The sequence below is a fragment of the Algicella marina genome (assembly GCF_009931615.1).
GTDB classification, from domain to species: Bacteria; Pseudomonadota; Alphaproteobacteria; order Rhodobacterales; family Rhodobacteraceae; genus Algicella; species Algicella marina.
Genome location: NZ_CP046620.1, coordinates 3,604,349 through 3,626,802, shown reverse-complemented (window position 1 = coordinate 3,626,802; position 22,454 = coordinate 3,604,349). Strand labels below are relative to the sequence as shown.

Sequence of the window (22,454 nt, the reverse complement as noted above, 5' to 3'; positions counted from 1 at the left end):
GTTTTCGGCAGAGAGGGATGCCATGAAAAGCCCTGCTCAAGCGACTCGTCCCCGCGATCCTCGTCTGGATTTCTTCCGGGGCATCGCAATGTTTATAATTCTGCTGGCCCATACACCGGGTAACCCGTGGACAAGATGGATCCCTGCCCGATGGGGTTTTTCCGACGCTACGGAAATCTTCGTATTCTGCTCCGGTATGGCGTCCGCAATTGCCTTCGGCGCAGTCTTTGAACGCCACGGGCTGGCCATGGGGGCTGTCCGTACGGCCCACAGAGTCTGGCAGGTCTATTGGGCACACATCGGCATGTTCATGGTTATCGCCATGAGCATGATCATGTTGAACGCCATAGAATTCCTTCCACGGGACTACGTGGGCCAGTTGAACCTCTACCCCTTCTTCGAAAATCCGATAGAGCAGTTGATCGGATTGATGACGCTGACGTATGTGCCGAACTACTTCGATATTCTGCCGATGTACCTGGCAATCCTCGCGATGATACCGCTTGTTATGGCACTCAAGAAAATAGGGACATGGGCTGTCATTGTCGCGGTCCTGACCTTGTGGTGTGCTGCGAATGTCGGTCGGTACTTCGATCTTGGCTTTGCTTTCCTTGAGCCTCTGGCCGTTCGCCTCGAGTTCCTGCATCTGCCCGCTCAGCTCTGGTTTGAGCCGCCGAACAACACGCGGGAATGGTTCTTCAACCCGTTCGCTTGGCAATTGGTATTTTTCACCGGGTTTTGCCTGATGAAAGGATGGATACCGGCACCACCCGTAAACCGCTATCTGCTCGTCATTGCCGCTGCAGTTGTCGTACTCGCCGTTCCGTTCAGCAACGTGGGGGTGCGAGAGTTTGGTCTAGATTCTGCGCGAAACTGGCGGATCGACCACCAATATCTGATCATAAAGACCGATTTCGGCCTCTTCCGCTATCTGCATTTTCTCGCCCTCGCCTACGTCGCATGGGTAATGGTCGGCCCGAAGGGCGCGCGCCTCAACATTGGCACTGTCTGGCCACGTGTTGTCGCCGTCATCCGAAAGGTTGGGCAACAGTCTCTCGCCGTATTCCTGACTTCGATGCTGCTTGCTCGTTTCTTGGGCGCCGCGTTCGACGTCTGGAGGGAGTTTTACATCAATCCGGGAACCGGAGAGGACGGAATGAGTTCTAGCCTGTGGGTGCAGGACGTACTCTTCGTTGCTTTGGTCAACATCACAGGCTTCGCGATCCTGATCGCGACGGCCTATTTCGTTGGGTGGATCAAGCGAAACCCGTGGAAGGCCGAGCCGGCCGAAAAGAAATTACGCGAGCCGGAACCTGTTTCGGTACTTGCAGGAGAAAACGCGGCATGAACGCATTAACCAGACGCCAGACCCTTGCGGTTGCTGCGGCTTTCGCCGCTTGCGGCAGGGCTTCGGCAGAAGTTTTACCGGAAGGAATAGGACTGGAAGAGCCTGTAGCTTTCAGCCCGGAAATGGTTGTGGAGCGTGCCCGCACTCTCGCGTCTGAACCCTATGCGCCGCCTCCGCGAGTGCCCCAGCCTTGGCTTGACCTTACATACGATCAATATCGCTCCATCTGGTTCGACACACGCAACGCTTTTTGGAATGGCACAGATCGACCCGCGCGGCTGGAGTTCTTCGCGCCTGGGCTTTATTTTCCAACCCCTATCGAAATCCACGTTGTGTCGGATGATAAAAAAACTTCCGCACCGATCCATTTCGCGTTGGATGCCTTCGACAAGACAGACAAGTTTCCGGATCTGCCGATTACCGATACAGTCGGCTATTCGGGTTTTCGCATTCATGGCGAAATCGAGAAGCCTGGCGTTTTTCAGGAATATGCGGTCTTTCAGGGCGCCAGTTATTTTCGTGCGGTTGCCAAAGGTCAGACCTATGGACTGTCCGCGCGAGGGCTTGCCCTCAACACCGGCAGCTCCGACGGTGAGGAATTTCCAGAGTTTCGCGCATTCTGGGTGGAGACACCGGCACCGGGGGCCTCAACAGTTTTCATGCATGTTCTGTTGGACAGCCCAAGTGTGACCGGAGCTTATCGCTTCGAGATCACGCCGGGAGATAACACCGTAATGAACATCGAAGCGACACTTTTCCCGCGTGAAACGCTCGAACATGTTGGCATTGCAGCTGAAACCTCGATGTTCATGTTCGACGAGAGCAACCGGAGCATGTTCGACGATTTTCGCCCTGCGGTGCACGATAGCGACGGCCTGCTCATCGAAAATGGCCACGGAGAGCGCATCTGGCGACCGTTGGCCAATCCCAAAACCTTGCAGGTTTCCAGTTTTGTGGATGAGGGGCCAAAAGGCTTCGGTCTGATGCAACGGCCTCGGCATCTGGCAAACTACGCCGATCTGGAAGCGAACTACCACCAGCGGCCGGGCCTGTGGGTAACGCCCGGCGACGACTGGGGGGCGGGAGCCGTGACACTTGTCGAAATCCCAACTGACAAGGAGATTTACGATAACATAGTTGCGTATTGGCGACCACGCGAAGCGATGGTGGCAGGCGGCAGCTATCGTTTCACCTATCGTCTAGACTGGTGCAATGCGGCGCCCATCCCGATGGACAAGGCGCCCGTACTCAACACACGCATGGGCGCGAAAGAAGGTGGTGGCCGGATTGTGACCGTCGATTTTGCGGATCATGGGGCGATACCCGAGGATCTCGCGGATGTCGCGATCCATATCAGCAGCAACCGTGGCGAAATCAGTGACGGCATACTCCAGCGAAACCCTGAAACTGGCGGGGTGCGACTGGGGTTCAGCTTCTTCCCGCAGGAACATCAGGCAGTGGAAATGAGGGCGCAGCTTCTCGTGGACAGTAAGACGATTTCCGAAGTCTGGCTCTATCGGTGGACAGCATGACCGCCCCGTTTCCCAGCCCCGCACCGATGCCGGAAGAGAGCCACCTCGAAATGCTCCGACAGGATTTCGGAAAATCCTACCGGGATGCCAACGCCAAATCCATTCCGTCAAAAGCCCCTGTTTTGGAACGATTTTTTCTGTTCGGATTTGCCATCGTTGCCACGGCCGGCCTTGCCCTGATCTTCGGGGACTGGTTTAGAAGCGGTGGGTTCAGCGCTTTGGAAGGTGGCATCGTCGCGCTGGCGATCTTCACCTTTTTCTGGATTGCGCTGTCTGTTGCCATGGCATTACTGGGTTGCCTGCCGCAGCGGACGTCGCATCGGGACCGGAACTGGCGGCCGCTCAACACCGCGCTGCTGCTGCCCGTCTACGGTGAGTCGGCAGAGGGCATCGAGCGCAATATCACGGTCATGCTGGACGATCTGCGCCGCAGCGGCTGTCCGCATCCGGTAACGATGTATGTGCTGTCCGACACGCGTGATGCAGCCAAAGTCACTCACGAAAGCAGAATGGTGGCACGGCTACAGCGGAAGTTCGGCGACATGGTCCATTATCGCCATCGCGAAGAGAACATCCGCTACAAAGCTGGAAACATTGAAGAATGGGTAACGCGCTGGGGTGCGCGTCACGAAGCCATGCTCGTCTTGGATGCCGACAGCGTGATGACCGGAAAAGCGATGCGGCGCTTGATGGATGCGCTGGCCGCCGAGCCTTCGCTCGGGCTGGTGCAGAGCGTTCCGCGGCTGTTCGGTGCACGGAGTCTGTTTGGCCGCCTCCAGCAGTTTGCCAATACCATCTATGGCACGACGCTTGCCCGCGGATTGGCGAAGTGGGCTGGAGATGAGGCGAATTACTGGGGCCATAATGCCATCATGCGGGTGCGGGCTTTTGCAGCCTGCGCCGGATTGCCGGAATTGCCAGGGCGTGCGCCCTTCGGCGGCACGGTGATGAGCCATGACTTTGTAGAGGCCGCGCTGATGCGGCGCGCCGGTTGGGGAATTCGCTTTCTGCCTGAAATAAAAGGTAGTTACGAAGAAACGCCGGATACCTTGACTGGCCATATCCTGAGGGACCGTCGCTGGTGTCAGGGCAATTTGCAACATATGCGCCTGCTGGGTTCAGCAGGGTTCAAGACCGTCAGCCGTGTGCATTTGTTCCAAGGAGCGATGGCCTACTGCGCCTCTTTGGGTTGGTTCGCGCTGCTGGTGCTCTGGGTGATCCAAGGTATTCTGGAGGCGGGCAAGCCCGTGGAGTATTTCAGTGCGGACAACCCGCTCTATGTGTCCTGGCCGGAGATGCACCAGACAGCCAAGATCGTGATTTTGTGCTTGGTTTACGGTATGTTGGTCGCGCCTAAGGTCATCGGTGCGGTGCGCTATTGGGTTAGCGATCCCGGTTTGGAGAATGTGGGCGGCGGCGGTCGGTTCGTCCTGTCGTGGCTGTTTGAAGTGCTGTTCTCGGTAGTACTGGCGCCGTTGATGATGATTCAGCATATCGGCGCGGTTTTGCGGACTCTGGCCGGCGTCAATACCGGGTGGAAACCACATGCTTCCGGCGCAATGCCGGCGCGTGAGTATGTCCGCTTTCATGCAGTGGAACTGGCGGTAGCCGTTGTAATGTTTGGACTTTTTGCCACCGGATATTTGAGTGCATGGCTACTGCCGGTGGCCATTTCGCTGATCGTCGCGCCACTGCTGAACTGGTTTACGGCACAGGAATGGCGTTGGGGCATGGCGATCCTGCAGACACCGCAGGAGGTCGCGCCGCCGCCGGTTCTGCGGCAATGGGCCTTCGAAAACGGCACGTTGGAAGCCGAGACGCGGGAGCCCGAACCGCCGGTGATGCCGTTGCCGGCATAAGGCCATTTTCAAGTATGGATTTGGTATGGGTTCGGTATGGTTTCGGTATGGCTCAATTCACATGAATTCGAGCCATACCGACCAATATTACCTTTGCTCCGCGGACCATTACCTTTGAGGTAACGGAATCGATTACCCCGCGTCCTGGACCGAAACGCAGATGTATTTCATCTCCAGATAGTCATCGATCCCATGGCTTGAGCCCTCACGGCCGAGGCCGGACTGCTTGACGCCGCCGAATGGCGCAACCTCGGTAGAGATCAGGCCGGTGTTGACGCCGACCATACCGTATTCCAGCGCTTCGGAGACGCGGGTGACGCGGGAGAGATCGCGGGCATAGAAGTAGCTGGCGAGACCGTAAATCGTGTCGTTGGCCTGCGCGATGACATCATCCTCGTCCTCGAACTTGAAAAGCGGCGCGACGGGGCCGAATGTCTCGTCGTGAGTGACCATCATGTCGGAGGTGACGCCGGTGAGCACTGTCGGTTGGAAGAACGTGCCGCCAAGTTCGTGACGCTTGCCGCCCGAGAGCACCTTCGCGCCCTTCGCGACGGCATCGGCGATATGTTCCTCGACCTTGTCCACGGCCTTCGCATTGATGAGAGGACCAGTGGTGACTCCATCCTCGAGACCGTCGCCAACCTGGAGTTTGGCTGCTGCTTTGGCCAGTTTCTCGGCAAAAGCATCATAAACGCCGGCCTGCACGTAGATGCGGTTGGCGCAAACGCAGGTCTGGCCGTTGTTGCGATATTTCGAGATCATCGTGCCTTCGACGGCGGCATCGAGATCGGCATCGTCGAAGACAATGAAGGGAGCGTTGCCGCCCAGTTCCATCGACATCTTCATGACCTGATCCGCCCCCTGCCGCAGGAGGATGCGGCCGACCTCGGTGGAGCCGGTGAAAGTTAGTTTGCGGACCTTGGGGTTTTCGCAGAACTCCTTGCCGATTTCCGACGATGAAGCCGAGGTGATGACGGAAAACACGCCTTTCGGCACGCCCGCCCGCTCTGCCAGCAGAGCCATGGCGAGTGCCGAGAGGGGGGTTTCACCGGCGGGTTTGGCAACGAAGGCGCAGCCGACCGCGAGAGCCGGGGCGACCTTGCGGGCGATCATGGCATTGGGGAAGTTCCACGGCGTGATCGAGCCGACGACGCCGACCGGTTGCCTGATGACCGTTATGCGTTTGTCTGGCTGGTGGCCGGGAATGGTCTCGCCGTAGACACGCTTCGCCTCTTCGGAAAACCACTCCACAAAACTGGCACCGTAGAGGATCTCGCCACGGGCCTCGGCGAATGGTTTTCCCATTTCCGCGGTTAGAATACGCGCGAGATCGTCGGCATTGGCGATCATCAGATCGTACCACTTGCGAAGGATCGCTGCCCGTTCCTTGCCGGTCTTCGCCGCCCAGTCCTTCTGGGCGACATAGGCCGCGTCGATCGCGCGGGCGGTTTCGGCGCGGCTCATGTCCGGCACCGGTGTCAGGATGTCACCGCGGGCCGGGTTGGATACGTCAAAGGTCTTGCCGCTGTCCGCGGCAACCCACTCCCCTGCGACAAGCGCCTTGTCGAGCAGCAGTGAGGGATCTTCGAGGAGATTTGCGAGGTTCGTCTGGTCCAGCATTGGTGTCTCCCGGTGCTTTTCTTGGAATCTGACGGGAGAGGATCACAAAGGCCGAACGGGTGCAAGACGAGCCGCCAGCGGTACGCCTTGCACCAAAGATTTGTGATCGGACCGGTTGCCAGCGCTTCAGGTGAGCGTGCCGAGATGGGTCTCGATCGCCTCGCGCATGTCGGCAACGCTGAACGGCTTGGCCACGAAGTGATCGACCGTGGCATCATCAGCCTTGTCACGGTACGCGTCGGATGTGGCAAGGAAGACCGGCGTGCCCTTCAAGGCCGGGTGGTTCTTGATTTTCTGGGCCAGTTCGACGCCGGAGAGACCGGGCATGTTCAGATCAGAGATCACTGCGTCGAATTTCTTGGTGCCCATTATCTCCAGCGCCTGATCGCCACCGGCGGCGAGTGCGACATCCATGACGCCCAGCTTCTTGAGGCACTGGCGGGCCAGGCCGCGCATGCTCTGCTGATCATCCACCACCAGAATTTTCAACGACTTCGCGTCAGGCATCTCATCTGCTCCTTCAGGCTCATGCGCGCTTTCTAGCGCCGGGCGAATTAAGAAATTGACAAACCCGGGGGCCGATCTGGCTCAAATCCAACTCTTCATCGAGAGCGTTGAGCGCCGCGGCGGCTTTCGGCATGCCGTAGACAACGCAGGAGGATTCGTTCTGGCCTATGGTGAATGCGCCGGCGTTGCGCATGGCCCGCAAGCCGGCGGCGCCGTCCCGGCCCATTCCGGTGAGGATTAGGCCGATGCTCGACGCGCCGATGGCGGAACAGACGCTGTTGAACAACACATCGACAGATGGAATATGTCCGGAAATGGGGCCGGAGTTGCCGTCCAGCCGGGTGACGATACGGCCGTTCTCCCGCTGGATGCAGAGATGTCTGTCGCCCGGAGCCACACGAATCTGCCCGGCGTGAATCGGCTCCCCATGCTCAGCCTCCTTGACGTCGAAGGCGTATTGCTGGCCGAGACGGGCGGCGAAACGGCCGGTGAACCGGGCGGGCATGTGCTGAGTGATGACGATGGGTGGTCCGTTGGGCGGCAGACCGGCAACGACATCGAAGAGCGCGGCGACGCCGCCAGTCGAAGAGCCTATGGCGATGAGATCGACTCCGCTGATCCGCGAGAGCGGGGCCGCGCCACCGCGACCACCGACATTGGTGGAGCCTGTCGCCCGCCCCTGCGCCGGAACCCATTTCCGGACGCGCGCACCACGGGAATTGCGCACCTTCACACGCAGCTCGTTGCCGAAAATTGCCAATCCCTCCCGCCCGGCCGGTTTGGCGACGGCATCGACGGCACCGATGTGCAGGGCGCTGAGGGTGACGTCCGTCCCGGCCTTGGTGAGTGTGGAGACCATGATGACGGGCATTGGCCGGAGCGACATGATCTTTTCGAGAAATTCGAGCCCGTTCATGCCCGGCATCTCCACGTCGAGGGTGACGACGTCGGGATCGGTGCGCTTGATGATCTCCCGCGCCTCCTGCGGGTTTCGGGCCTGTCCGACGACATCTATGTCGCCCTCTGCCTCCAGGCTGGCGGTAATCATCTTGAGCATGAGGCTGCTGTCATCGACGACAACCACGCGTGTACGGGTGCCGGTTGCGGTGAATGTCATCAGAACAACTCCACGACGCTTGGGGTGGCCTTCTTCTCCGACCGGAGTTTCTGTTCGAGGGTGAGTTCGGCCTGTCCGGCCTGCGCGGAATCGCGATTGGAGAGACTGAGGACCCTGGCCTTGCCCGTTTCGGGGAAGTAGAAGACGCGTCGGGCACGGTCACCTCCCAGGTCGGAGGCAAGCAGGCGGATGCCCTCGTCACGCAGGTAGCTGACGACGAACTCGGCGTTCTGCTGGCCGACGTTGTTGGCCTCGCCGCGGTGGATGACATTGCCAGCGCCGAAGACCTTGGCCTCAAGATCGTTCTTCCGGGCACCGGTGCGCAGGATCTCGTTGATCAGCACTTCCATGGCGTTGACGCCATATCGGGCGGAAAAACCGGCGGCGCCCTCACTCCTGTCGCGGGGGAGGAGGAAATGGTTGAGACCGCCGATGCCGGTGCGGGCGTCGCGAATGCAGGCCGCGACGCAGGAGCCTAGGAGCGTGGTAACGGCGATGCCCGGTTCGTGGATCACCTTGTGAAAGCCGGGCAGGACGGGAAAGACGTTGGAATTGACCTTGGCCTCGTAATAGACCGGGTTGCTCAGGGCCTCTGCTCTCATGTCGCGCGCCTTCTGTAGGTTGTCTGGCCGAGGTTCTCGAACGCCGGATGGTCACCGAGGATCGATTCCGAGTGGCCGAGGTAGAGGAAACCCTCCGGCCGGATGATTTTTGCGAAACGGTTGACCAGCCGCGACTTTGTTTCGGGATCGAAATAGATGAGGACGTTGCGGCAGAAGATTGCGTCGAAACTGCCCTTCATCGGCCAGGGCTGCATGAGGTTGAGCTGGAGGAAAGAGATCAGGTTGCGGGCCTGCGGCTGGATGAGAATCGTCTGACCATCATCCTGCTTACGGGCGTAGCGCTGGTAGGCGCTGAGCGCGTCACCCGCCTTGTCGGCGGAATAGAGCCCTGTTGCCGCCTTGTCGAGCACCCTGGTGTCGAGATCTGTCGCGAGTATTCTGAAATCGGACGGGGGCTCCGGACAGGCGGCGAGGATGGTAAGCGCGATCGAGTAAGGCTCCTCCCCGCTCGAGCATCCGGCGGACCAGACCCGGAGGCGCCGGTCCGGGGACTGGAGGGAGGCGGGCAGGACATGCTGCCGAAAATGATCGAAGTGGTGATTTTCGCGGAAGAACGACGTGAGGTTTGTGGTGATCGCGTTGATGAATTCCTGTTGCTCGGACTTGTCCTTGCCAGACTCCAGAAATTCCAGATAGGCGGGGAAATCACTGATGCCGGTGGCGCGCAGACGGCGGCTGAGGCGCGCGTGGATCATCTGCTTTTTCTGCGGCTCCAGCACGATACCCGCGAGATCGTAGATGCGGCGTGCCACATGCTGAAAGTCCTTTTCCGAAAGTGTTCCGGCGGGGCCGCCGGCCTCGAAATCGGTGGATTTCCTGACTGCTGAGGAACTCATGCTGGGGGCGGCTTCCTGTCAGAGTTCGTCATCGGTGACGGGGAACAGCGTGTTGAGATCCAGCAGGGCAACCATGCCGTTCTCCGTATTGACGAGGCCGGAGAGCGAGGACATGTCACCGAGCGACTGACCGGAAGGAACCGGACGGATATCATCGGTCGGCACGCTGATAATGTCGGAAACGGCATCGACGAGAATGCCGACCGTCTTGCTGCCGATCCAGACGATGACGACAACGTGAACCTCGGTCGCTTCGGTGAGGGCGCCGCCGAAACGGGCGCGAAGATCGTGGACGGGAACGATGGTGCCGCGCAGGTTGAGAACGCCGCGGGTGAAGTGCGGCTGGTTCGGCAGGGTTGTCGTCGGCGACCACTGCTTGATTTCGCGCACGAGGTTGATGTCCACGCCGTAAGAACGGTCATCGACCAGAAAGGTGACATATTGCTTGATCGTGCCGGACGAGGTGGCGGCGCGATCCGGGTTTTCGAGGACATCTGGGAAATCGGTCAATGCATCATCTCCGAGTAAGTGCCGCCGGAACCGTTCATGCTCAGCAGCGATGGGACATCAAGGATCAGGGCGACCTGGCCATCGCCGAGAATGGTGGCACCGGAAATGCCTTCGACGCGCCGGAAGTTGGCCTCCAGGCTCTTGAGGACGATCTGGCGCTGGCCGATGAGTTCATCGACGACGAGGGCTACGAGGCCGCTTGTCTCGGTGTCCACGACAATGGCCATATCCACCGCCTCACCCGCTGTCGGCTGACAGAGGACGGTGCGCAGGTCGATCAGGCGAAGGAATTCGCCGCGGCGTTCCAGCAACGTTTCGCCATTCGGCAAATGCTTCAACGCATCGGAGTCGATATGTAGTGCCTCCACTACGGAGGACAGCGGCAGGATGAATTTCTGATCGCCGACGACGATGGTCATGCCGTCCATCACCGCAAGGGTCAGAGGCAGGGTGATTTCGAAGCGGGTGCCCTTTCCAGGGGTCGATTCCAGGGCGCAGCGGCCACCGAGCGAAACGATCTTTTTCTTGACGACATCCATGCCAACGCCACGACCGGATACTGACGAGACTTCCGCCGCCGTGGAAAAGCCCGGATGGAAGATCAGCATGTCGATTTCTTCGGGGCTGAGGTTGTCCTCCGCGGAGATCAGGTTGTTTTCGCGGGCCTTGGCCAGGACGCGTTCCCGGTTCACGCCGCGCCCGTCATCCTCGACGGTGATGATCACCCGCTCTCCCCGGTGTTCGGCCGAAAGCTTGATGAGGCCGACACGGGATTTGCCGGCGGCGATCCTGTCTTCGGTTGTCGCTTCCAACCCGTGATCCATCGAGTTGCGAAGCATATGGGTGAGCGGTTCGGCCAGTTCCTCGATGACGGTGGCGTCCACCTCCGTATGTTCGCCGGAGAGTTCCAGCTTGGCTTCCTTGCCGAGCTTGTCGGCGAGGTCGCGTACGACGCGGGGCATGCGGCTGAACACCGATTTGACGGGCTGGGCGCGGATGGCCATGACGCTTTCCTGCAACTCGCGCAACTGGCGGGACATGGCCTCGACATTGTGACCCATTTCCATGCCATCCTCGCTGGAATCGGCGGCCTGGATTTCCATGAGTTTCTGGGCGATGCCTGCCTGGGTGATGAGCATTTCGCCCACAAGGTTCACCAGCCGGTCGATTCGGGGCAATTCCACCCTCAGCGATTTGCTTGGGCCACCACGCTGTTTTGCCCCGCCGGAGGCGGCGGGTTTGCCGGCTTCCATTGGTTTGGCTTGCGCCTGCCCGTCATTGGCCGTGGCCTCGGGTGCGGGCTTTGCATCCGGTGAGGCGGTTTCGGCAGGTGTCTCCGGCGAAACGCTCGCGGATTGCGGCGGCTCCGCCTCCTCCTCGCCGGATACATCTTCTTCCTCGGCATCAGCGAGAAATTCGATGTCGGCGATATGGGCGTAGATTTCGAAAAACTCCTCCAGTTCACTGACGGATTTCGCGGTCTGGAAGACCATTTCGAACGACAGCGCACACACCGACGGATCGAAGGCCTCGAGGTCCGGAACCTGGCCTATCGCCTCCAGGCTTGTGAGGTCATGTGACTTGGCCGAGCGCAGAAGACGCAGAGGATCGTGACCAGAGGCGAAGAAATCGGCGTCCGGTGTGAAGCGGACGGTGACTTCGCGGGTGGTTTCCCCTTCAGTTTCCGGCTCGGCCGCGGGCTCCCCCGCGTCATCACCTTGCTCGTCATCGCCACCGAAGAGTTCGAACCCGTCGGCGACCGCCGGCTCCGCCCCTGCGGGTGACGGTGACGCACTCACCGGAGCTGCGGGCGCAGACGCCGCAGGAGCCTCGCCGCTGGCGAGGTGTTCGAGTTCGGCTTGCAGATTGTCCAGTTTTTCCTCATCGACCGGTGTGCCGTTTTCCGCGCCTTCAATGAGCACTTCCATCATGTCGCCGGAACGCAGGAGAATCTGGTTGATTTCCGCCGTCGGCACCATCTGGTCTGAACGGATGAGATCCATCACGGTTTCGAAGATGTGGGCGAAGCTGATGAGCTGATCGAAGCCGAAGGCTGCGGCGCCACCCTTCACGGAATGCACGGCGCGGAATGCGGCGTGAACCGTCTCCTCGTCATTCGTGCCGTCGGCGAGCTGGTTCAGGTGTTCCTGAAGCGTGCCCAGCAGTTCATGACACTCCTCGAAAAAAAGTGCCTGAAAGTCGAAATCGTCGTCGTCATCCATGAGGAGGTCTCCGGTCTTCAGGAAAGCTGTTCAACGAGGGCGAGGATCTGGTTTGGATCGAAGGGCTTGGTCAGCCATCCGGTCGCCTTTACCGCCTTGGCACGATCCTTCAATGCCTGGGCCGTCTCCGTCGTCAGCAACAGCATGGGCAGGGATTTGCCCTCTGGCTCCTTCCGTGCTGCTTCGATGAAATCGAGACCGTTCATGCGCGGCATGTTGAGATCGGTGATGACGATGTCGGGCTTGTGTTCCCGCAATTTGTCGAGGGCCTCGACGCCATCGACGGCGAGCACCACCTCGTGGCCACCCTTTTTCAGGCATTCGCCAAGCATCATGCGCAGGGCCCGGGTATCATCGACGGCGAGGACGCGGCTCATGTGGCAAACTCCATTTTCATAAGGTCCTGAAACAGGCCGAGATCCGTGAAAGCGTCCACGAAGGCGGTGGAAGGATTGAGCACGGTCGCGGGCGGTTTGAGTTCAGCACGCGTGTTGAGGGCGCTGACGATGGTGAGGACGACCGGCGTGCTCATGCTTTCGACCGCGGATGCATCAATGGTCAGCGGGCCTTCGCTGCCAATCTCCCGCAGCCTGGCGAGGAGATCCTCTGCCGCATCCATGTCGGCCGCGGCCGGAATGGCGATCGGCGCTGAGTCGGACGCCGCGACCTCAGACACCTCGGCCTCCGACAGCATAGGGACCGCGCAGGGCGGGGCCAGAAGGTTGAAACTGCGCTTGCGCCATCCAGAACTCTCCGTCTTGTCGTCGGCCGGGAAACCATGCCGATTGATTGGGGGAGTTATGGGAGCGATGGGTTTCGGAGAGCTTAACCCCGGAAGGGCCGTAAATGCGGAATGCCTAAAATGCCATGTATCCGCCGTGCGGCCGCCGGAACACCTGCCTGTCAGCCCGGCAGGGTAAGGATGATGGCGCGTTTGTCGGTGGCGACAACGGTGTGTTCGTACTGGACAGCGGGGGCGCGAGGTTCGCTGTAGAGCGTCCATCCGTCCGCACCTTCAGACGCCCAGAGCCCGCCCCGGGACAGGAAGGGCTCCACAGTCAGAACCATACCCTTTTCAATGCGGCGCTTGTCCTGCCGGGTGGGCCATGTGGCGATTTCCTCGGGGTATTCATGCAGCGACCGGCCAATGCCGTGGCTGGCGAGATTGCGGATGAGGGTGTAGCCGTGCTGGGCGGCGAAGCGGCCGACGGCATTGCCGATGCCCGCCAACGGCTTGCCGCTGCCGACCTGGGCGATGCCGATCTGCGTGGCGCGTTTGCCGTCTCGGCAGAGCCGCTCCTGCGCGGGGCGAAGTGGCGGTACGCGGAAGGTGGCGCCGGTATCTGAAAAAAAGCCGTCCTTGGAAGCGGAAACGTCGATATTGACGAGATCACCGGCGGATATGACGCGGCTACCGGGAACGCCGTGGGCGATTTCCTCGTTGACGCTGATGCAGGTGGCGCCGGGGAAATCGTAGACGGACTGCGGCGCGGATCTGGCACCTGCGGTCTCCAGCATCTCGCGGCCGATTTCGTCCAGCTCCGCTGTGGTCATGCCCGGCTCCAGCGCCCGGCCCATGCCCTTCAGCGTATTGGCAACAATACGGCCGATGGCCTTCAGTCCGTCCAGTTCATCCTGATGGGTGATGGTCATGCCGTATGTCCTGCTGGTGAGGCTGGCGCCCTGGCTGCAGCCCTGCCCTTGGCCGCGCGCCTGTATTGGCCGGGACAAGAAGCGCCCCCGCAGAGAGATGCGGAGGCGCGAAATTCGCGACTGACGTGCCTGACACGCCGTTTCAGATGAAGGCTGCCATCGCGCGGGCGGTATCGACCATGCGGTTGGAGAAGCCCCATTCGTTGTCGTACCAGCTGAAGACGCGACCGAGAGAGCCGTCGATCACCTTCGTCTGCGCGGGTGCGAAGCTGGACGAATGCGGATCGTGGTTGAAATCGGAGGACACCAGTGGCGCATCGGCATAGCCGAGGATGCCCTTCAGCGCGCCTTCGGCGGCCTCTTTCATCGCGGCATTGATCGCATCTGCATCGAGTGCGCTGCCGGAGGTGAACTTCAGGTCGATGCAGCTGACGTTCGGTGTCGGCACGCGGACCGACGAGCCATCCAGCTTGCCCGCAAGTTCAGGCATGACGAGACCGACGGCCTTGGCGGCACCGGTGGACGTGGGGATCATCGACAGCGCGGCGGCGCGGGCCCGATAAAGATCCTTGTGCATCGTGTCGAGTGTCGGCTGGTCGCCGGTGTAGGCATGGATTGTCGTCATGTAACCGGAGGCGATGCCGAACTTCTCATGCAGAACCTTGGCGACAGGCGCGAGGCAGTTGGTGGTGCAGGATGCGTTGGAGACGACGAGATCGTCGGCTGTCAGCGTATCGTGATTGACGCCGAACACGATGGTCTTGTCCGCGTTGGCGCCGGGTGCGGAGATCAGCACGCGGCTGGAGCCGTTTTCCAAGTGGGAGGCGGCCTTGTCGCGAGCGGTGAAGATGCCGGTACATTCCAGCGCGATGTCGACATCGCTCCACTTCAGGTCAGCCGGATTACGTTCGGCCGAGACGCGGATGGGTCCGCGACCGACATCCATGGTGTCGCCGTCAACCGTGACCGTGCCGGGGAACCGGCCGTGAACGCTGTCGTAGCGCATCAGGTGGGCATTGGTTTCGACCGGTCCAAGATCGTTGATCGCCACCACCTCGATATCGTCGTGCCCGTTCTCCATGATCGCGCGAAGGACGTTCCGCCCGATGCGCCCGAACCCGTTGATGCCGACCTTGATTCCCATCTTCCCCATCCTTTTTGCGAAAGCGATTGTCGTTGCCGTCGATATGCCCTTGCGAGGGACCAAACGTCAACCGCGCAGGCGTAGATGAGGCTGTGATGGGGAGGGAGGTTTATCTGCAAGGCGTGTTCTGGGGAGAACCATTTCACGCCTTGCAGATGATATGCCGCAGCCAAGGCCCTAATAAGGCTGAGACACGAGCCACCGGACACGCCAAGCGCGTCGGTGTTAGCGCTAACATTGCAGCAATGCTGCAGCGCGTCAACGGTTTTCTGGCCGATTGTCGGGGCAGACAAAGGGATTGATCTGTGATCTTTTCGCCGGGAATGAGGGAGTGAGGCACGTGACCGCAGAGTATTTCGAATTGATAGACGCGACATGGGCACCGGCAGAAATGCGAGAGGCCGGAGGATGGATGCTGCGGCGCGGTGCGGGCGGCGGGCAGCGGGTTTCGGCGGCGAGCCAGGTGGCAGAAGACGCCGAGATCGGCTTTGCGGAGGCTGAAATGGCAGCGATGGGGCAAAAGCCCCTGTTCATGATCCGGCCTGATGACGGAGAGCTCGATGCCGCGCTCGATCGTCGCGGCTATGCCGTGAAGGACCCGGTGGCGGTGCTGGCATCAACCCCGGATGCACTGGAGCCGGCACGGGCCGGCCGATCGGTTGTGGTTAGCGACGGGATCCTGGCGGTGCAGGCCGAGATCTGGGCGCAGGGTGGCATTGGTCCAGAGCGGCTGGCCGTGATGGGTCGGGCCGCCTGCCCCACCCGGACGCTGCTGGGCCGGGACGGCGATGTGCCGGCGGCGACAGCCTTCATGGGCATACATGAGGGCATCGCCATGCTGCACGGGCTGGAGGTGCTGCCGGCGCATCGGGGCAAGGGGCTGGGCAAGCTGATGATGGCCGGGGCGGCACGCGTTGCGCAGGAGGCTGGGGCACGGGAGATCGCGGTGCTGGTGGTGCGGGACAACGTGGGCGCGAGTGCGCTCTACAACTCCCTTGGGATGGGTGAGAGGACAGGCTACCATTACCGCACCGCACCTGACCCGAAAGGCGAGTGATGACCAACCCGACCGCCCTGGACCTGCCCCCGCTGGACCCGTTGCCGGAGGAAACTCAGCGCTATTTCGACATTTGCGTCGAGAAACTGGGTATCCTGCCGAATGTCTTGCGGGCCTATGCCTTCAGCAAGGAAAAGCTCGACGCCTTTGCGGCGATGTACAACGAGTTGATGCTAGGGCCGAGCGGACTCTCGAAGCTGGAGCGGGAGATGATTGCCGTGGTGGTCTCCTCGGTAAACAAATGCTTCTACTGCCTCGTCGCGCATGGGGCGGCAGTGCGCACTCTCTCCGGCGATCCGGCTTTGGGCGAGGCGCTGGTGATGAACTACCGGGTGGCGGAGCTTTCGCCGAAACAGCGGGCGATGCTGGATTTCGCGGTACTGATGACCGAAAGTTCGGCCAGGATAGGCGAGGAGGATCGGGAAGCGCTGCGGAGCGTTGGTTTCAGCGATGCCGACATCTGGGACATCGCCGCCACAGCCTCGTTCTTCAACATGTCCAACCGCATGGCCTCTGCTGTGGATATGCGACCCAACCCCGAATACCACGCGCAGGCGCGGTGATCCGGTTTCTGTGCCTTCTGTTGATGCTGGGCCTGCCCGCGCGGGCGGAACTGGCGCTGCCCCTGCCCGCTGGCGCGCGCGAGACGGCGCGGGTGGAAGAAGCGGCGGCACGTTACCTGCTGCCAACGGCGCGGTTCACGCCCGATCATCAACCGGGGCTGGTGCTGGAGGGCCGTGTGCTGATCCGCGCGTGGCGGATGCCGCTGGACGCGAGCGGGACGCTGCCGCTCTATCGCGCACTGCGGCAGGAGGTGGAGGCGGCGGGCTACCGTATCCTGCACGATTGCAGCGGAAGGCTGTGCGGCGGCTATGACTTCGCCCTGAAGGCGCGAATTCTGCCACGGCCGGAGATGGCGCTGGACCTCGGGGCGTTCCATTACCTGAGCGCTGCAAGCCGGGAAGCGCCGGAGCGGCATCTGGGACTGCTGGTGAGCCAGGATGACGTACAGGCCTTCGTGCAACTGACGGATATTGCGCCGGATGCGGCGACGGCCGTGACGCTGGAGCCGCCGGCAGCAGCACCCGGACCGATTGCCGACGAACTGGCACGGAATGGGCGGGCGGTGCTGGAGGGAATCAGCTTTGCCGCTGGCGAGGTGCGGCTTGCGGAAGGCAGTGGGGAGGCGCTGCAGGCGGTGGCGGACCTGCTGGCGGCGGACTCGGCGCTGGCGCTGGTGATCGTCGGCCATTCGGACAACTCCGGCACGCTGGCGGCAAATGTTCAGATTTCCGAACGACGGGCGCGGGCGGTGCTGGAGGCGCTGGTGCGGGATTACGGCGTCGATCCCGAAAGACTGGAGGCAGCGGGGGTCGGGTTTCTGGCGCCACTGACGGCCAATACCGATGACGCGACCCGTCTTCGGAACCGAAGGGTGGAAATCGTGGCCCGCTGACAGATTGTGTGCCAGACAAAAAAAAGGGGCCACGCAATGCGTGGCCCAAGTCTAGGGAGGAAATGCCCGTCTCCGGGCAAAGACCTTGGAAACAAGGTCAGGAGTTTTCTAGCAGTGCTGAGGTACGTGTTCCATAGAGGTTTGGGAAAAGGCGATGTGCCTCAGAGGCAAAGCGGATTTCAGGCCGATTTTTCCAGGGCCTGCCGGCGCCAATGCTTGGCATGGCCGAACTCCGCGATGAGAAAATCGAGGAAAACCCGCGTCTTGGGTGGCAGGTTGCGCTTGTCCCGGAAGATCGCCATGAGATCCGATCCCTTGAGCGTGTAGTCCGGCAGCAGGTGAATCAGCCTTGCGGCGGCGATATCGTCGCCGACGAGATAGGTGGACAGGCGGGCGACGCCGAGACCTGCCCTTACGGCATGGTAGATCGCATCGGCGCTGTCGGTCTCCAGGTTGCCCGAGATGCGCACATCCTCGTTGCCGTTGGGACCGACGAGCATCCACACGCCCTTGCGGCGGGCGGTGGAGAGCAACAGGCAGTTGTGGTGCTGAAGATCCTCCGGTTCCTGCGGATGACCGTTGCGGGCGAGGTATTCCGGTGAAGCGCAGATTACCCTGTCGCTACCGCCGATCTTGCGGACGATGGCTGAAGGATCCTCGATCTGCTCGGCAAAGCGGATGCCGATGTCGACCTGTTCCTCCGTGAGATCGAGGATATTGTCCGACAGTGACAGCGACACCTCGATATCCGGGTTGGCAGCCATGAAGCGCGGGAGGACCGGCAGCAACTGGAGCTTGCCGAAGGCGACGGTGCAACTGACGCGGAGAAGGCCGGTGGGGTGCCCGCTCATCGAAGCGAACTGTTCCTCCGTTTCCTGTAACGTTGCTTCGAGATCGCGGCACCGCTGGTGAAAGATGCGACCTTCCTCGGTGAGGACGATGCCCGTTTGGGTACGGGTGAGCAGGCGGAGGCCGATCTTGTCCTCCAACTGTGCGATCTGCTTTGAAACCGACGAAGGCGCATAGCCGAGCGTTCGCGCAGCCGCAGAAAAACTGCCGCCCTCCACGACCTTGGCAAACAACAGCATTTGCGATGGCAGTTCCATGATCTGCCCTTTCACCGTTTGATGCGCACACCGCGCCGGACGCTTTCTTGATGCGGTGCAACATAGACATCGCCGCCGCGCCTGTCATCCGGCAACGGCAGATTTGGCCCCGTTGCGCGGATATGTGATCAGAGGCCGATTAAATGCAGGTAAATTGCTTATTATATGCCCAGAATGAGGTTTGTCTGCGTCAAGTCTGCCAGTCGTCTGGCCCCATGCCCTTGAACGACTGGACCAGGAAATCAATGAAAGCCCGAAGCTTGGGCTGAACGAAGCGGCCCGGCGGATAGACGGCATAGATGCCGAGCGGCGGGTTCTGATTGTCCGGCAGAACTTCCAGCAGACGGCCCTTTTGAAGGCTGTCGCCGATGATGAAAGCCGGCAGCAGGGCCACGCCGAGACCGCTCTCGGCGGCTTTCAGAAGTGATTCTCCGTTGTTGGCGGTCAGGCGCCCGCCAACGCGCACGTGGCGTTCCTCGCCGCTCTTCGTCTGCAGTCGCCAGAAGTTGCCGGTGGCGAGGTTGGAGTAGTGCAGAAGCTGGTGGTCGGACAATTCTTCCAGCTTTTCGGGCTTGCCCCGTTTGCGCAGGTAGTCCGGCGATGCGGCCATGACGATGCGGCTCTCGGCCAGTTTGCGCGCGCGCAGGGTGCTGTCTTCGAGATGGCCGACGCGGATGGCCATGTCGAACCCCTCGGACACCAGTTCGACGAAGCGGTCATCGAGGACGAGGTTCAGCGAAATGTCGGGGTATTCGCAGAGGAAGCTACCGACGCGGGCCGATATCTGGCTGATACCGAAGCTGACGGGAACGGAGACGCGCAGGGCGCCGCGCGGGGCGTCCTGCATCGCGTTGACCATTTCGTCCGCCTCGGAGGCGCTGGAGAGTACCTGGCTTGCGCGATCATAATAGGCGAGACCGATTTCTGTGGGGCTGACACGGCGGGTGGTGCGGTTCAAAAGACGAGCACCAAGCCGGGCCTCCAGAGCCGAAACATGCTTGGAAACCGCGGATTTCGACATGCCCATCTTGCGGGCCGCATCGGTAAATCCGCCCTGATCGACGACGGAGACGAACGCCTCCATCTCACTCAATCTGTCCATTAATCTGTTTCTCCTTCGCGCCCCAATACTGCGCAAATCAACCGATTGGCGACGGGCTGGCTGAGAGGTAATGACTTGCGCCCGGGGCGACAAGTGTCATGAGCAATATTGCAGCTGTTCCTGGTAGCGCTTGGCGCGAGCATCGACCCGGGCGGCCGTGCTGAGCAGCCAACCCTTGGAATTGTGGCTGCCGCGGCGGTACCCCGCATGACCATCGTGATACGCAAGATACTGGTTGTAGGCGTCGTGCATGGCGATTCCGTTCATCTCGCGCGATTTGGCCATGTACCAGCCCATGAAGTCGGATGCGTCGCGGAAGTTGTTGCGCTTCGCGCCGCGCCGGCCCGTCTCGTCGCGATACCAGTCCCACGTGCCGTCGATCGCCTGAGCATAGCCGTAGGCGGAGGAAACCCGTCCGTTGGGAATGAACCCGAGGAACCATTTGCGCGGGGTGCGCGCGTCGGGGCGGAACGTGCTCTCCTGATAGAGGGTAGCAAGCTGAACGTGAACGGGTGCGCCGTGGCGCCGCTCCGTCCGCTCCATCGCTCGGAACCAGCTTGGCCTGTCGCGCTTGATCGCGCAGGCGTTCTCCACGTCATTCGGTGGCCCCTGCCCGCCCGAACATGCGCTCAGGAAAAGCAGAAATAGTAGGGCAAAGCGGTACATTGCCTGTAAACCTCAATACGTCGACTGCTCTCGCGCGGTTTTCCGCGTCTATAATCAGGATGCCCCAAATTGTGGCAATTGTGAAGGGAAAGCGTGTTCAGACAAAGAGCGCCAGGATGACGGGAATGGCAAAGACGCACAGAAGCGTGGATACGACGACCAGTCCCGCGACCTCTGTCGAGTCGGCTTCGTACTTTTCCGCCAACATGTAGGACGTGACGGCGACGGGAGTGGAGACCTGCAACACCAGCACCGCCAGTGCCACGGGACCGAGCCCGAATTGCAGGCCCGCCCAATAGGCGATGGCGAAGCAGAGCACGAGTTTGACGACACTGAGGACGGACGCGCGGAGGACGGCACCGGGCTGGAGACGGGAAATGGCGACGCCGAGGGTGATGAGCATCAGCGGAATGGCGATCTGTCCGATTAGGTCCAGCGTGTTCATTGACCATTGGGGCAGTGACCAGTCCATGACGAGAAAGACGCCGCCGAGAAGGGTGGCACCGACGATCGGCTCCTTCACCACATTCATCAGCGATCCCCCGCCTGAGACGGCATAGATGCCGATGGTGAAGGACAGGACGGCCATGATGGCGAAGATCACAACGGCAAAACCGAAACCTTCGGAGCCGAAGGCGAAGAGCGCCAGCGGCAGGCCGAGATTGCCGGTGTTGCCGAAGGTGAGCGGTGCCCAGAAGGTGCGGACATCGAGGCGGGCGAGGCGGCAGATGCCGAAGAGGACCGCGCCGAGGACGGAATAGGCAACGAGCGTGGCTATGGCCGTATCGCGCAGAGCCTTCGGGTCAATCTCCGTTTCCACCAGCGCCACGAAAATCAGGCAGGGTACGGAGAGGGTCATGGCGAGGCGGGTGACAAACTGGACGCGATACTCGAAACCGGCCTTCACCCAGGCGAAACCGATGGCGGCGAGGAAGAACACGGGCGCTACGATCTGCAGCACCTCCAGTAGCAATGACATCGGGGTGGGTTCCTCGCGGGAAGTGTTGACCTCCGCCGTGATGGGCGCGATAAATGGCGCTTGTCAACGCGTTATAAAGGCAGGGGCCGGAGTCTGGCCGCCAAGATGGAACAACAGACAGCCAAATTTTCCCTCGGGCAGGTGGTCCGCCACCGGTTTCACCCGTTCCGCGGTGTGATTTTCGATGTCGATCCGACGTTCGACAACACCGACGAATGGTATGAGTCGATCCCGCCGGAAAACCGGCCGTCCAAGGATCAGCCGTTCTACCACCTGCTGGCGGAGAACGAGACCAGCTATTACGTGGCCTATGTTTCGGAGCAGAACCTCGTTTCCGACGATACCGGCGAGCCTGTTGAGCATCCGGAAGTGGAGCAGATGTTCGGGCATCTGGCGGACGGACGCTACGAAATTGACGGGCAGTTGCACTGATGACGGCTGACGGCCCGGGCCCCGCAACGGCCTCGCGGCTCATCGGCTAGTCCGGATGGATGCCCTCTCCCTCATGCTTTTTGCCGGGGCCCTGTTCCTGGCGGCCGGGACACCGGGGCCCAGCATTGCTGCGCTGGTGGCGCGGGTGATCACCAACGGCTGGCGCGATGTGGCGCCCTTCCTCGCGGCCATGTGGGTCGGCGAGGTCATCTGGCTGAGCATGGCGATGGCCGGGCTGTCTGCGCTGGCGCAGAGTTTCCAGTTCGCATTCGAGGTGCTGAAATGGGCCGGTATCGCCTACCTGTGCTGGCTGGCCTTCCGGATGTGGCGTCAGCCTGTGGGTGGGGCCGGCGAAGATTTGCCGCGCAAGGCTTCCCCACTGTCGATGTTCGGTGCCGGAATGGCGGTGACGCTGGGAAACCCGAAGATCATGGTTTTCTACGTGGCGTTGCTGCCGGCGCTGGTCGACCTTTCGGACGCAGGCCTGCGTGAGTGGGCGGTGCTGTGCGTCGTCGCCGTGACAACGCTGGCGGTGATCGATTGCGCGTGGGCGCTGGCCGCGGACCGTGCGCGGCTGCTTTTGCGGACGCCGCGAGCGATGCGGGCAGCGAATCGCGTAAGCGCCTGTGCCATGGGCGGCGCGGCGGCGGCGTTGGCCGGGCGGAGCTGAGAACTCTGTCGCGAT

23 protein-coding genes are annotated in these 22,454 nt (G+C 61.2%); 8 read left to right on the top strand and 15 right to left on the bottom strand.

Annotated elements, in window-relative coordinates; all coding sequences use genetic code 11:
* Positions 1-88: 88 nt before the first annotated feature.
* The 3 genes from GO499_RS17720 to mdoH are packed head-to-tail and all read left to right on the top strand — an operon-like array spanning position 89 to position 4,739.
* The gene (locus GO499_RS17720; protein ID WP_284154799.1) at positions 89-1,348 is read left to right on the top strand and encodes an OpgC family protein; all 1,260 of its coding nucleotides are present in this window, start codon (positions 89-91) and stop codon (positions 1,346-1,348) included.
* Positions 1,345-2,880: an OpgD/OpgG family glucan biosynthesis protein gene (locus GO499_RS17715; RefSeq protein ID WP_161864047.1), complete on the top strand. Its 1,536-nt coding sequence runs from the start codon at positions 1,345-1,347 to the stop codon at positions 2,878-2,880. Before GO499_RS17720 ends, GO499_RS17715 begins: the two co-directional genes overlap by 4 nt.
* Positions 2,877-4,739: a glucans biosynthesis glucosyltransferase MdoH gene (gene mdoH, locus GO499_RS17710; RefSeq protein ID WP_161863435.1), complete on the top strand. Its 1,863-nt coding sequence runs from the start codon at positions 2,877-2,879 to the stop codon at positions 4,737-4,739. The genes GO499_RS17715 and mdoH overlap by 4 nt, the downstream gene beginning before the upstream one ends.
* A gap of 132 nt (positions 4,740-4,871) precedes the next feature.
* Here mdoH and GO499_RS17705 read toward each other — a convergent pair whose 3' ends face one another.
* The 11 genes from GO499_RS17705 to gap all read right to left on the bottom strand — a co-directional run bounded on the left by GO499_RS17705 (position 4,872) and on the right by gap (position 14,971).
* Positions 4,872-6,359: an NAD-dependent succinate-semialdehyde dehydrogenase gene (locus GO499_RS17705; protein WP_161863434.1), complete on the bottom strand. Its 1,488-nt coding sequence runs from the start codon at positions 6,357-6,359 to the stop codon at positions 4,872-4,874.
* 126 nt (positions 6,360-6,485) lie between these two features.
* Positions 6,486-6,866 carry a response regulator gene (locus GO499_RS17700; protein ID WP_161863433.1) on the bottom strand — a complete coding sequence of 127 codons (381 nt, stop codon included), beginning with the start codon at positions 6,864-6,866 and terminating at the stop codon, positions 6,486-6,488.
* A gap of 19 nt (positions 6,867-6,885) precedes the next feature.
* Complete coding sequence (locus GO499_RS17695; RefSeq protein WP_161863432.1) at positions 6,886-7,983, bottom strand: protein-glutamate methylesterase/protein-glutamine glutaminase; 1,098 nt, start codon at positions 7,981-7,983, stop codon at positions 6,886-6,888.
* Complete coding sequence (locus tag GO499_RS17690) at positions 7,983-8,585, bottom strand: chemoreceptor glutamine deamidase CheD (protein ID WP_161863431.1); 603 nt, start codon at positions 8,583-8,585, stop codon at positions 7,983-7,985. The genes GO499_RS17695 and GO499_RS17690 overlap by 1 nt, the downstream gene beginning before the upstream one ends.
* Positions 8,582-9,442, bottom strand: a complete 861-nt coding sequence (locus tag GO499_RS17685; RefSeq protein ID WP_161863430.1) for a CheR family methyltransferase — start codon at positions 9,440-9,442, stop codon at positions 8,582-8,584. Before GO499_RS17685 ends, GO499_RS17690 begins: the two co-directional genes overlap by 4 nt.
* An 18-nt stretch (positions 9,443-9,460) precedes the next feature.
* Positions 9,461-9,952 carry a chemotaxis protein CheW gene (locus GO499_RS17680; protein WP_161863429.1) on the bottom strand — a complete coding sequence of 164 codons (492 nt, stop codon included), beginning with the start codon at positions 9,950-9,952 and terminating at the stop codon, positions 9,461-9,463.
* Entirely contained in the window at positions 9,949-12,174 is a 2,226-nt protein-coding gene (locus tag GO499_RS17675; protein ID WP_161863428.1) for a chemotaxis protein CheA, read from the bottom strand. The genes GO499_RS17680 and GO499_RS17675 overlap by 4 nt, the downstream gene beginning before the upstream one ends.
* Positions 12,175-12,191: 17 nt before the next feature.
* Positions 12,192-12,551, bottom strand: a complete 360-nt coding sequence (locus GO499_RS17670; RefSeq protein ID WP_161863427.1) for a response regulator — start codon at positions 12,549-12,551, stop codon at positions 12,192-12,194.
* Positions 12,548-12,850: an STAS domain-containing protein gene (locus GO499_RS17665; protein ID WP_161863426.1), complete on the bottom strand. Its 303-nt coding sequence runs from the start codon at positions 12,848-12,850 to the stop codon at positions 12,548-12,550. Before GO499_RS17665 ends, GO499_RS17670 begins: the two co-directional genes overlap by 4 nt.
* Before the next feature lie 227 nt (positions 12,851-13,077).
* Positions 13,078-13,827, bottom strand: a complete 750-nt coding sequence (gene map / locus GO499_RS17660; RefSeq protein ID WP_161863425.1) for a type I methionyl aminopeptidase — start codon at positions 13,825-13,827, stop codon at positions 13,078-13,080.
* 142 nt (positions 13,828-13,969) lie between these two features.
* A complete protein-coding gene (gene gap / locus GO499_RS17655) occupies positions 13,970-14,971 on the bottom strand; it encodes a type I glyceraldehyde-3-phosphate dehydrogenase (RefSeq protein ID WP_161863424.1) in 1,002 nt (333 codons plus the stop codon).
* 340 nt (positions 14,972-15,311) lie between these two features.
* Here gap and GO499_RS17650 point away from each other — a divergent pair, with 340 nt between their 5' ends.
* The 3 genes from GO499_RS17650 to GO499_RS17640 are packed head-to-tail and all read left to right on the top strand — an operon-like array spanning position 15,312 to position 17,484.
* Positions 15,312-16,028, top strand: a complete 717-nt coding sequence (locus GO499_RS17650) for a GNAT family N-acetyltransferase (RefSeq protein ID WP_284154798.1) — start codon at positions 15,312-15,314, stop codon at positions 16,026-16,028.
* A complete protein-coding gene (locus GO499_RS17645) occupies positions 16,028-16,591 on the top strand; it encodes a peroxidase-related enzyme (protein WP_161863423.1) in 564 nt (187 codons plus the stop codon). The genes GO499_RS17650 and GO499_RS17645 overlap by 1 nt, the downstream gene beginning before the upstream one ends.
* The gene (locus tag GO499_RS17640; RefSeq protein ID WP_161863422.1) at positions 16,588-17,484 is read left to right on the top strand and encodes an OmpA family protein; all 897 of its coding nucleotides are present in this window, start codon (positions 16,588-16,590) and stop codon (positions 17,482-17,484) included. The genes GO499_RS17645 and GO499_RS17640 overlap by 4 nt, the downstream gene beginning before the upstream one ends.
* A 179-nt stretch (positions 17,485-17,663) precedes the next feature.
* Here the strand turns inward: GO499_RS17640 and GO499_RS17635 are convergent, their stop codons facing one another.
* The 4 genes from GO499_RS17635 to GO499_RS17620 form a co-directional block, all read right to left on the bottom strand.
* Positions 17,664-18,590: a LysR family transcriptional regulator gene (locus tag GO499_RS17635; protein ID WP_161863421.1), complete on the bottom strand. Its 927-nt coding sequence runs from the start codon at positions 18,588-18,590 to the stop codon at positions 17,664-17,666.
* A gap of 190 nt (positions 18,591-18,780) precedes the next feature.
* Positions 18,781-19,692 carry a LysR family transcriptional regulator gene (locus GO499_RS17630; RefSeq protein ID WP_161863420.1) on the bottom strand — a complete coding sequence of 304 codons (912 nt, stop codon included), beginning with the start codon at positions 19,690-19,692 and terminating at the stop codon, positions 18,781-18,783.
* Between the two features lie 96 nt (positions 19,693-19,788).
* Entirely contained in the window at positions 19,789-20,358 is a 570-nt protein-coding gene (locus GO499_RS17625) for a transglycosylase SLT domain-containing protein (protein WP_161863419.1), read from the bottom strand.
* A gap of 97 nt (positions 20,359-20,455) precedes the next feature.
* Complete coding sequence (locus GO499_RS17620; RefSeq protein WP_161863418.1) at positions 20,456-21,337, bottom strand: AEC family transporter; 882 nt, start codon at positions 21,335-21,337, stop codon at positions 20,456-20,458.
* A gap of 105 nt (positions 21,338-21,442) precedes the next feature.
* On the opposite strand from GO499_RS17620, the gene hspQ reads away from it, so the two are divergent.
* Together hspQ and GO499_RS17610 are read left to right on the top strand one after the other, a co-directional pair.
* On the top strand, positions 21,443-21,769 hold the full coding sequence (gene hspQ / locus GO499_RS17615) for a heat shock protein HspQ (protein WP_161863417.1): 327 nt from the start codon (positions 21,443-21,445) through the stop codon (positions 21,767-21,769).
* Positions 21,770-21,824: 55 nt separating this feature from the next.
* Entirely contained in the window at positions 21,825-22,439 is a 615-nt protein-coding gene (locus GO499_RS17610; protein ID WP_161863416.1) for a LysE family translocator, read from the top strand.
* Positions 22,440-22,454 lie beyond the last annotated feature (15 nt).